The organism is Gemmatimonadaceae bacterium, from assembly GCA_035533755.1.
Lineage (GTDB): Bacteria > Gemmatimonadota > Gemmatimonadetes > Gemmatimonadales > Gemmatimonadaceae > JAGWRI01.
In genome coordinates, this window is record DATLTC010000011.1 from 1 (window position 1) to 9,446 (window position 9,446).

10 protein-coding genes are annotated in these 9,446 nt (G+C 70.1%); 2 read left to right on the forward strand and 8 right to left on the reverse strand.

The genetic code is table 11. From position 1 onward, the window contains the following. The 6 genes from VNE60_02830 to VNE60_02855 form a co-directional block, all read right to left on the reverse strand. A partial coding sequence (locus VNE60_02830) for a M28 family peptidase (GenBank protein HVB30442.1) occupies positions 1–1,669 on the reverse strand: 1,669 nt, incomplete at its 3' end. A 435-nt stretch (positions 1,670–2,104) separates the two neighbouring features. Beyond that, positions 2,105–2,797, reverse strand: a complete 693-nt coding sequence (locus tag VNE60_02835) for a hypothetical protein (GenBank protein HVB30443.1) — start codon at positions 2,795–2,797, stop codon at positions 2,105–2,107. 43 nt (positions 2,798–2,840) lie between these two features. Beyond that, positions 2,841–4,187, reverse strand: coding sequence for an erythromycin esterase family protein (locus VNE60_02840; GenBank protein ID HVB30444.1), 1,347 nt, complete (start codon positions 4,185–4,187; stop codon positions 2,841–2,843). A gap of 25 nt (positions 4,188–4,212) precedes the next feature. After that, positions 4,213–4,884: a phosphoribosyltransferase gene (locus tag VNE60_02845; GenBank protein ID HVB30445.1), complete on the reverse strand. Its 672-nt coding sequence runs from the start codon at positions 4,882–4,884 to the stop codon at positions 4,213–4,215. Between the two features lie 18 nt (positions 4,885–4,902). Beyond that, positions 4,903–5,562, reverse strand: a complete 660-nt coding sequence (locus VNE60_02850) for a BON domain-containing protein (protein HVB30446.1) — start codon at positions 5,560–5,562, stop codon at positions 4,903–4,905. A gap of 63 nt (positions 5,563–5,625) precedes the next feature. Then, positions 5,626–6,072 (reverse strand): CBS domain-containing protein, encoded by a 447-nt coding sequence (locus VNE60_02855; protein ID HVB30447.1) that lies wholly within the window; start codon positions 6,070–6,072, stop codon positions 5,626–5,628. A gap of 225 nt (positions 6,073–6,297) precedes the next feature. Between VNE60_02855 and VNE60_02860 the strand changes: the two genes are divergently transcribed. Together VNE60_02860 and VNE60_02865 are read left to right on the forward strand one after the other, a co-directional pair. Beyond that, a complete protein-coding gene (locus VNE60_02860; protein ID HVB30448.1) occupies positions 6,298–6,546 on the forward strand; it encodes a hypothetical protein in 249 nt (82 codons plus the stop codon). A gap of 16 nt (positions 6,547–6,562) precedes the next feature. Further along, positions 6,563–7,369, forward strand: coding sequence for a hypothetical protein (locus VNE60_02865; GenBank protein ID HVB30449.1), 807 nt, complete (start codon positions 6,563–6,565; stop codon positions 7,367–7,369). Positions 7,370–7,381: 12 nt separating this feature from the next. On the opposite strand, the gene VNE60_02870 is transcribed toward VNE60_02865, so the two are convergent. Next, a complete protein-coding gene (locus VNE60_02870; protein ID HVB30450.1) occupies positions 7,382–8,317 on the reverse strand; it encodes a S1/P1 nuclease in 936 nt (311 codons plus the stop codon). Positions 8,318–8,320: 3 nt separating this feature from the next. After that, positions 8,321–9,382, reverse strand: a complete 1,062-nt coding sequence (locus VNE60_02875) for a fatty acid desaturase (protein ID HVB30451.1) — start codon at positions 9,380–9,382, stop codon at positions 8,321–8,323. Positions 9,383–9,446: the final 64 nt, after the last annotated feature.

Sequence of the window (9,446 nt, forward strand, 5' to 3'; positions counted from 1 at the left end):
CGAGGTTGGCCACGTGCAGGGCGACGTCCTCCACCAGATTGCCCACGCGGGCCATGTGCTGGTAGTCGATGTACTCCGGCTCGTCGGTGACCTGGTGGTAGTCGGAGTGGAGCCCCGTGGTGAAGAAGGTGATCGGGATCCCGTAGCGCGCGTACTCGTAGTGATCGCTGCGGCAGTAGACGTTCTCGGGGTGGCCGTCGGCGTCCATCGAGTAGTCGAACACGAAGCCGTGGTGGTCGGTCGTGTTCACCTGCTCCACGAGATTGCCCAGCTCGGTGGACAGGCGCCGCGAGCCCACCAGCATCAGGTAGTGGGCGCCGCCGTGCAGGAACTTGCCGTCCTTGGTGGTGCCGGTGACGTCCCAGGCATCGCCGCGGCCGACCATGTCCATGTTGAGTTGGGCGACGATGGAGTCGCGCGGCACGGTGGGGTGGTCGGTGAAGTACGCGGAGCCGAGCAGTCCCTTCTCCTCGCCCTCGTGCCACACGAAGAGCATGGAGCGCTTGGGGCGAGGATGGAGCGACGCCATCTTCTGCGCTATCTCGAGCGCGGTCACGGTGCCGGAGCCGTCGTCGTCGGCGCCGTTGTCGATGGAATCGAGGCGTGCCGTGCCCGGGTGCGCCTTGCGCCAGGCGGCCAACTCGTGATCGACCTCGGCCTGCTGCGCCGGCGTGGCGCGGCCGCCGCGGCTGTCGGCGCCCAGCGGCCGGACGATGTGGTTGAAGAAGCGCAGCGAGTCGTGGTCCACGGGATCGTGGGTGAACCCGATGTGATCGTTGTGGGCGCCGACGGCCACGTATTCGTTCTTGAGCTTCGGGTCGCTGCCGGGCAGGATGCCGACCACGTTGCGCGCCGGATACGGCACGGGCTCGGTGCTGATCCGCAGGTCGAGCGAGGCGGTCTTGCCGGCGGCGCCCGGCGCGAGCTGGTCGAGCGGCGTGTCGAAGAACTTGGCCGCGGCCTCGGCGGTCACGAACACCACCGTGGCGCTGGACGCGGGCGCGGCCGCGGACGGATCGTCCACGAACTGCGCCGGGCGGCTGAAGTACTGGAGGTACATCGCCGGCGCGATCACGACGACGACCGCGGGGCCATTCACGCCGCCGCGCGCGGCGCGGAGCGCCATCGGGTTGGGCGGCAGCTTGTACACGACCAGCTTGCCGGCCGCGTCGGCCGGTGAGATCGTGGCGGTGGAGTCGCCGAACGTGCCGCCGAAGGCCACGGCGAGGTCCGGTTTGGCGACGGACGCCGCCGCCATGGCCGACCACTCGGAGCCGAAGGCCAGCGGGACGCCGTTCACCGTGAGGCTCGAGGCCGGTTCGGTGGTGCGCGACTTGAGCGGAATGGTCTGGAAGTAGGTGCCGTCGTCGCCGGCGGGCACGAGTCCGATCTTCTTCAACTCGTTGGCGATGTAGGTGGTGCCCTTGAAGTTGCCGATCGTGCCCGCCTCGCGCCCCTGCATGGAGTCGTCGGAGAAGATGTAGAGCCGCGTCATGAGATCGGCGGCGGTGATGGCGGCGGTGGTCGGTGTGGGCGTGTGTTTGAGCGGCAGCCGGGCGGCCGGCAGGGCGACGATCGTGGGGCCGGCCGGCTCGGCGCGTTGCGCGGCGGCGAGAGCGGGGGCGGCGCCGAGCGCCGCGGCGAGGAGCAGGAGTCGAGTGTTGTGCATGGGAAGGGAGGCGGTGGGACGGGCGGGCACAGGGGAGCGATCGCCTCGATAATAGCACGGGGTGCTGGCGCGCGGCGACTCCCTGACAAGAGTTCGGGGAACCCCCGGCATCCGTGGGCGGGAGGCGGCGAGAGATTGACGTCGCGTTCGCGGGACGGGACTCCCGCGGAGGCGGCCTTGATCGCCGGGACGCCGGCGAAAAGGAAGTGCGACGGTCGTCAAACGCCGGCGCGCAGGTTGTGAGGTAGCTGGCCACAACTGAGACCCTGAGATCCCAGGGGACCCGACCCGGACCCGTCCGGCGAGGACAAGCCGTCGGTCAGACCATGCGTCTCCATGGAAGCGCGTGGTGCCGAACCGAGTGATTGGCGGATACCAGCGCAGAGAGCCCCCGCGGCGGTAGCGATACCGCTCGCGGGGGTTCCGCGCGTCCGGCTACGGCTTGGTGGCGGACTGCGACGCGAAGGCCGCCGGCTTGATCAGGTAGTGATCGAACCAATCCCGGGCGAGGCGCGTGACTTCCTCGAGGGCGCCCGGCTCCTCGAACAGGTGCGTGGCGCGGGGCACGATATCCATGCGCTTGATGCACCAGAGGCGCTCGTAGGCGTCGCGGTTGAGGTCGATCACCACCCGGTCGTCCCCCCCGACGATGAGCAGCGTGGGGGCCTGCACGCTCGCGAGCGCGGCGCCGGCGAGGTCGGGGCGCCCGCCGCGCGACACCACGGCATGGACCACGTCGGGCCGATGCGACGCGGCGATGAGCGCGGCCGCGGCGCCGGTGCTGGCGCCGAAGTAGCCGATGCGCCAGGTGCGGCCGGCCAGGCCCTGGGCCACGAGGTCGGTGGCGGCGAGCAACCGCCGCGCCAGCAACTCGATGTCGAAGCGCAGGTGGCCGGTGAGTGCATCCTCGGCGCCCTCCTCCTGCGTGAGGAGGTCGAACAGGAGCGTGGCGAGGCCGGCGTCCTGCAGGCCGCGCGCCACCTGCCGGTTGCGCGGGCTGGAGCGGCTGCTGCCGCTGCCATGCGCGAACAGCACGATGCCGGTGGCTCCTTCGGGAACGGACAGGTCGCCGTCGAGCGTGATCGGGCCGATGGGAAGGCGGACCTTGCTGTCGATGATCTTGGACATGTGAAACTCTCCTCTCGAACCGTGCCGCGCGCCACGGAGGCGCTCAGAGGGTTGACGGATACGTCTCCGGCATCTCGCCGCGTTCCCAGAGCCCGGTACGGGCGAGCGGCTCCACGGCGCGGGTGCGGTCGTAGTGCAGCACGGCGTCGAACTGGCGCGACAGCCGGCTGTGGAAGTAGTGGCTCTGGCGCTCGCTCTGCGGCCGATAGATGACGCCGATGGCCCGCTGCAGCCGCGCGTGGTCCATCGCCTGGCTGAGCTCGGTGGTCTCGTTGGGCAGGAGCAGGAAGTTCGGAATCTCCACCTCGTGGAAGAGCGCTTCGTAGCTGCCGGTCAGGCCGGGGCGCACCGCTTTGCGCTCGGCGGGCTCGTCCCAGTCGGAGGCGGCGGTGACGGTGCCCGCATAGGTGCTGAATCCCACGAGCACGGCGTCGCGGCCATAGCGCTGGCGGGCGAGCTGGCCCACGTTGAGCTCGCCCGAGCGGCCGAGTTCGGTGGCGCGCGCGTCGCCCAGGTGCGAGTTGTGGGCCCAGACGACGATCTTGGGCGTCTGCACGCGGGGGCGCAGAAAGCGGGTGAGCGCGTCGAGCGTCTCGGTCATGTGCATGTCGCGCAGGTTCCACGACGAGACGCGGCTGCCGAACATGGCGCGGTAGTACTGCTCGGCGTTGGCCACGAGGCGCGCGTTCTGCTCGGCGTAGAACAGGTCGTCGGGCGCCAGGCGGCCGTTGCGGTGCGTGTGGTCGGCCGACGCGCGCCGCAACTCCACCAGTTGCGCGACGACCTCGGCTTCGCAGGAGGGGGAGAGCCCGATCGTGGTGGCGTAGCCATAGCTCTGCGGATCGGCCCCGAACTGGTCGAAGCACGCGTACCGTTCCTTGGCGCGCTCGGCGGCCTCCGGGTCCGCCTTGAGGAGGTAGCTGATCACGGCGTCGATGGAGGCGTGGAGGCTGTAGAGGTCCAGGCCGTAGAAGCCGACCCTGGCGTCGGGCTCGGGGCGCGTGTCGTTGAACGCGCGCAGCCAGCCCACGAAGTCGAGCACGTCGGCGTTGCGCCACATCCATTGCGGAAAGCGCACGAAGCCGGCCAGGGCCTCGGTGGCGTCGGCGTCGTCGCCGGCGCCGCGCACGTACCGATTGATGCGATACGCGTCGGGCCAATCGGCTTCCACGGCCACCGCCGAGAAGCCGCGCTCGACGATCAGCCGTTTGGTGATCTCGGCGCGGATGCGGTAGAACTCGTGCGTGCCGTGGGAGGCCTCGCCGATCAGGACATACGGGGCGTCGCCGATGAGCGAGAGCAGCGGGTCGAAATCGGCCGGGCCCCCCGCCAGGGGGTACGCCGCATCGTGCAACAGCTGCGGCAGCGTTGCGCGTGTGACGGTAGACATGGTCCAGCCCTCCCCCCGACTTCCATCAGGGATGCGCGACGGCCGGACGGCGGGCGGCGCGCGCGGTAGCGAGCAACCGCTGCACTTCCTCATCGGTCGTCTGAGTGAAATCCAGGTACCAGAGCCCCACGCCGTAGAACGGCTCGGGCACCGACACGCACACGCAATCATCGGCCTCGCGGCGTACCGCGTCGCAGGCTTCCATCGACGCCACGGGCGTGGCGACGACGACGCGCCCGGGTTGCTGCGTGCGCACGGCGGCCACGGCGGCGAGCATCGTCGAGCCCGTGGCGAGGCCGTCATCGACGAGGATCACGACGCGGCCGGCGAGCGGCGGCGCAGGCGCGCCTCCGCGGTACGCCACCTCGCGGCGCTCGATCTCCGCGCGTTCGGCGCGCTCCACCCGTTCCACGGCATCCGGCGGAATGCGCAGGTCGCGGATCACGTCCTCGTTGATCACGCGAATGCCCCCCCCGGCCACGGCTCCCATGGCGTATTCCTCGTGGCCGGGCACGCCGAGCTTGCGCACGACGAACACGTCGAGCGGCACGCTGAGGGCGGCGGCCACCTCGTAGGCCACCGGCACGCCCCCCCGTGGGAGCCCCAGCACGATCACGTCCGGTTCGTGGGCGTACCGGGCCAGCTGCTCGGCGAGTTCCTTGCCCGCCTCGCGGCGGTCCCGAAAACGGTGCGGCATGTTGCCTCCCGTCGCCCGTCAGATGCCGACGGCGATCTCGTCATTCACCTCGCTCACGCCCGGCGCCGCCCACGCGGCGCGCTCGGCGTCCTCGCGCTCGGCCCACGACCGCACCGTGCCGCGGAGCACGACCTTGCCGTTCTTGGCGTCCACCGTGATCCGGTCGGCGTCCACCGCCGCGCTGCGCTTGAGCGCCTGCTCGATGCGCTGGTTCACCTCGTATGCCGAGACCTTGGGTTGCTGCACGCTGATGCGGTTGATCACGCCTTTGACGCCGGTGAGATAGCGCACGGCCTTCTCGGTGGCGCTGCGCTGGAACTGCCAATCCACCGCTCCGTCGAGCGAGACCCAGCCGTCGTCTACCAGGACCTGGATGCGGGAATCGGGCACCTCGACGTCCCACTTGAGCGCCGTGACGGCGGCGTGCGCGATGTCGGTATCGGAGCGCACGAACGCTCTGGGCAGTTTCACCTGAAGGTCGTCGGCCACGGCGCGGACGCCGATCACGTGCTCGGCGGCGCGGCCCGCGGCGTACTTCTGGGCGTAGCTATCCACGAACCCGGAGAGGGTGACGACGCCGTTCTTGCAGGCGACGCCGATCTCCGCTTCGCGCACGTTGGGCTGCCAGGCGAGTTCTTCGATCACGTCGCGCTGCAGCTGCATGTCGGTCTTCATCATAGTCTCCTCGCGGCATCGGGCCGCGTTGCGGGCGAATGAGGGATGCGCGGGATGGATCGGGGCTCAGTGCGTCAGCGCACCGGGGGTCGAGATCCGCTCGAGCACCTCTTCGATCAGTTCGGGGTTGTCGGGTCCGACGCGGCGGGCCAGGTCGGCCTGCGTGACGACGCCGATCACGCGCCGGTCGGACGCGACCACGGGCAGCCGCCGCACCTGATACCGCTCCATCTTCTCGACCACCTGGTCGAGCGTGGAGTCCTCGCTCACATACACCAGCGGGTTGCTCGTCATGTGGTTGCGCACCTGGCATTCCACGATGCTGCGCTCGGCCAGGCAGCGCACGACGATGTCGCGATCGGTGATGATGCCGATCAGGCGCCGCGTGTGCAGGTCGTCGACCACGGGCAGCATGCCGACGTCGAGGTTGCGCATGACCTCGGCCGCTTTGGTGATCGGGTCATCGGCGGTGACGACCGCCGGATTGGTGGTCATGAGGTCGCGGGCGCGCATGGTGATCTCCCTTCCAGTAGGTGGGGTGCCGCTTCTTGCCATGCCGAAAGGTGGGGCCGGCCGGTCGCGCCATCAGTCCGTGGAACCTGCAAGCTGAGTGGGGTCGCGGTGCGTGTCTTGTACGGACCGACCTGACAGCGGGGCTCTCGTTTCCCCGGCTGCACGGGGTGGGCCCGCGGTGACCTTTCGTTGGGACGGCACGGCGACGGAATGGGGGGACACGACATGGTGATCAAACGCGCGTTGCAGATCGTATTCGCGCTCAGTCTGCTGGGAACGGCCTTCTCGGGCACGTTGAGCTACGGGGAAGTGTTCGGCGCGGGTGCGGCGGCCTGTCCGTCGCCGGGAGCGCCGGGCACGATCTGGGGCTATCCGGCCTGCGTGTATGGATTCTTCATGTTCCTGGTTGTTTTCCTCGTGTCCGCGGGCGGCCTCTACTTTGGCGCCAGGGAATCGTCGGGCGGGGTCACGTGAGCGGCGGCCGAAGCCGGTGAAGTACTTCGATGCGTCGAGAAGCGCCGCGCCCACGGGGGCCGTGGACCGGTTCATCCGGCGGTTCAATCGCGTGAGCTACGGGTTGGCCGTGGTCGCGATCTTCGTGATGGCGGCGACGGCCGTGGGGCTCGCGCTGGTGCCGTCGCTGCTGATCGTCGATTGGCTGGGGCCGCCGGTGTGGCACGGGCACGGCTGGCTGCGGTGGCCGGCGCTGGGGATGCTGCTGGGGGCGGCCGCGTTCGTGTGGGGCTTCGCGCTGCTCGTGGTGGTGCCGGTGTTCAACCTGCTCCTGCCCACGCGGTTGCGCGCGTTCGACGGCGGGTACTTCACCGCCGCGGCGGTGCCCTGGTACCTGCACAACGGGCTGTTCTACCTGGTGCGGTTCACCTTCCTGCCGTTCGTGACGCTGACGCCGATGGGCATCTGGTTTCTGCGGGCGATGGGGATGCGGATGGGCAAGCGGCCGCGCATCACCACGGAGTACTTCACCGATGTATCGATGATCACGCTGGGCGACGACGTCTCGATCGGCGGGAGCGCGCAGATCTTCTGCCACTACGGCGGCGCGGGACGGCTGGTGATCGCCCCGGTGACGATCGGCAGTCGCGCGACGATCGGCGAGAAGGCCACGGTGATGGGCGACGTGGACGTGGGCGAGGGCGCGACGGTGCTGGCGCACTCGGTGCTGCTTCCTGGCACGCGGGTGGGCGCGGGCGAGCGGTGGGGCGGCGTGCCGGCGCGCCCGATCTCGCACGACGAGTGGGAGCGCTACAAGGCGGTGGCGCAGCGCGGCGACGCGTAGCGCCGCCGCGCGCTACTTGAAGGCGGCGTTCAGCAGCGCCGCGAGCCGGTACCCGGCCAGCGCGATCTGTGCCTGCGCCGTGGCGAGCGCGGCCGCCCGATACGCGGCGGACGGCGCCTCGCCCTGGGTGATGCCGTCGTACACCTGGTGCTCCGAGATCTCGAGTCCCTGGTGCTCCCACGCCGAGACGTCCTGCGACCGGGCCTGTGAATCCACGGACGCCAGCGGATGCTCCTGGACGATCTGCGCGGCGAGACGCGAGGCATACGCCACCTGGTCCTCGTCGAGCGCGCGCGGGATGGAAGTGTCGAGGATGTCGTCCCAGTACGCGTGCAGCCGGTGGCGGTCGTCGAGCATGAAGTCGTTGCCGCCCTTGTCGCCCAGCGGGAGCGGGGATTGCGTGCTGACGCGCGAGCTGGCGTGGAGCGGCTGATGGATGTCGCCCACGAGGTGGAGGATCCAGGCGAGGTCCACGGCCTTGGTGGTGTCGGGCACCGCCGGATCGCTCAACGCGTGGCGGAAGGCGACGATGCGCTCGCCGGCGTTCTCGGCGGCTGGGCCGGTGCCGGGAATGTCGTGCGGCTGGCCGTTCACGACGTCCCAGTAGAAATCGGCGTAGTGCCAGGTGGGGTGGTCGTACGCGTGCCAGGGCAGGGCGCGGCCACGAATGAGGTCGGGCCAGGTGGCGGCGTTGAGGAACAACGCGCGGTCGCGCTCCTCGATGGGGCCGCCGGCGGGGCGGAGCGAGGCGAGATTCGCGAGCTCGGGGCCGTGCATGAGCAGGGCCACGGCGCGCGCTCGGGCCGTGGGGGTCATGTGCTCCCAGGCGATCTCGGCGATCGTGCGATGGCCGGTGGCGTTCCACGCGGCGGCGAGCCTGGGGAGCGCGAGGACGGCCGTGACGACGAGGGCGAAGGCCGCGAGCGGGGCGCGGAGGCGGCGTGTCATGGGCTACGCCGTCTGCCGGGTGCGGCGCAGGGCGTCCCACCCGACGAGCCGGTGGGCGTCCTCGTCCCACAGGGTGAGGCGCACGCTCTTGCGGCTCTCGAGGATGCCGATGGTGGTGGCTTCCTGCAGCCGCTCGTTGGCGGCGTGGCACTCGTGCAGGCGGTAGTTGGGAATGCGCGGGCTCAGGTGGTGGACGTGGTGCAGTCCGATGTTGCACGTGAACCAGTTGAGCACGGCGGGGAGCTTGTAGTACGAACTGCCGCGAATGGACGCGGTGACGTAATCCCACTGCTCGTGCGCGGCCCAATACGTGTCTTCGAATTGGTGCTGCACGTAGAACAGCCAGATGCCGGCGGCGCCGGCCATCATGAACACGGGGACGTAGATCTTGACGACGGCCAGCGGCCCGATGAGCGCCGAGAAGCCGAGGACGAGCGCCACGAGCGCGAGGTCGGTCTCGCGCACGCTGGCCAGTTCCTTGGTGCCGGAGGCGGTGCTGCGCGAGCGCCAGCGCTGGCCCAGGGCGAGGTGCAGGGGGCCGAGGCCGAACAGCACGATCGGGTGGCGGAACAGGCGATAGCGCAACTTGCCGAGCCGGGACTGCGCCTGGTATTCGCGCACGGTGAGCGTCCACACGTCGCCGTGGCCGCGGCGGTTGAGGTCGCCGGAGGACGCGTGATGGAGCACGTGGTCGCGGCGCCACTGCACGTACGGCGTGAGCGCCAGCACGCCGGTGAACCAGCCGACGACGTCGTTGGCCCAGCGCTTCTCGAACAGCGAGCCGTGCGCGCAGTCGTGCATGATCGTGAACGTGCGCACGGTGAGCCCCGCGGCGGGGACCGAGAGCAGCAGGGTGACCCAGTAGGGCAAGGCCAGGCTGCGATACATGACGTAGAGCGCGATCGCGAGGGGCACGAGCGTGCTCACCACCTGCCAGATGCTCCGCGCCAGCGATGGCGCCTCGAACGGCGTGACCATCTCGCGCCACGCGAGATTGGGCCGGCCGTCGGCGGCGGGCGTGGAGGAACTTCCGGAATCCTGGGCGGTCGTCAGGGCAATGGCCATGTCTGTGGGACCGAGGAGGTCCGGCGGCGGGGTGCCCCACATTGGGGCATATCCGGACTCTCTC

Excerpts from the sequence above, each read along its gene's own strand:
- VNE60_02835 (HVB30443.1), bottom strand. The coding sequence starts at position 2,797 with ATGTCCAAGATCATCGACAGCAAGGTCCGCCTTCCCATCGGCCCGATC.
- VNE60_02840 (HVB30444.1), bottom strand. The coding sequence starts at position 4,187 with ATGTCTACCGTCACACGCGCAACGCTGCCGCAGCTGTTGCACGATGCG.
- VNE60_02845 (HVB30445.1), bottom strand. The coding sequence starts at position 4,884 with ATGCCGCACCGTTTTCGGGACCGCCGCGAGGCGGGCAAGGAACTCGCC.
- VNE60_02850 (HVB30446.1), bottom strand. The coding sequence starts at position 5,562 with ATGATGAAGACCGACATGCAGCTGCAGCGCGACGTGATCGAAGAACTC.
- VNE60_02855 (HVB30447.1), bottom strand. The coding sequence starts at position 6,072 with ATGCGCGCCCGCGACCTCATGACCACCAATCCGGCGGTCGTCACCGCC.
- VNE60_02860 (HVB30448.1), top strand. The coding sequence starts at position 6,298 with ATGGTGATCAAACGCGCGTTGCAGATCGTATTCGCGCTCAGTCTGCTG.
- VNE60_02870 (HVB30450.1), bottom strand. The coding sequence starts at position 8,317 with ATGACACGCCGCCTCCGCGCCCCGCTCGCGGCCTTCGCCCTCGTCGTC.
- VNE60_02875 (HVB30451.1), bottom strand. The coding sequence starts at position 9,382 with ATGGCCATTGCCCTGACGACCGCCCAGGATTCCGGAAGTTCCTCCACG.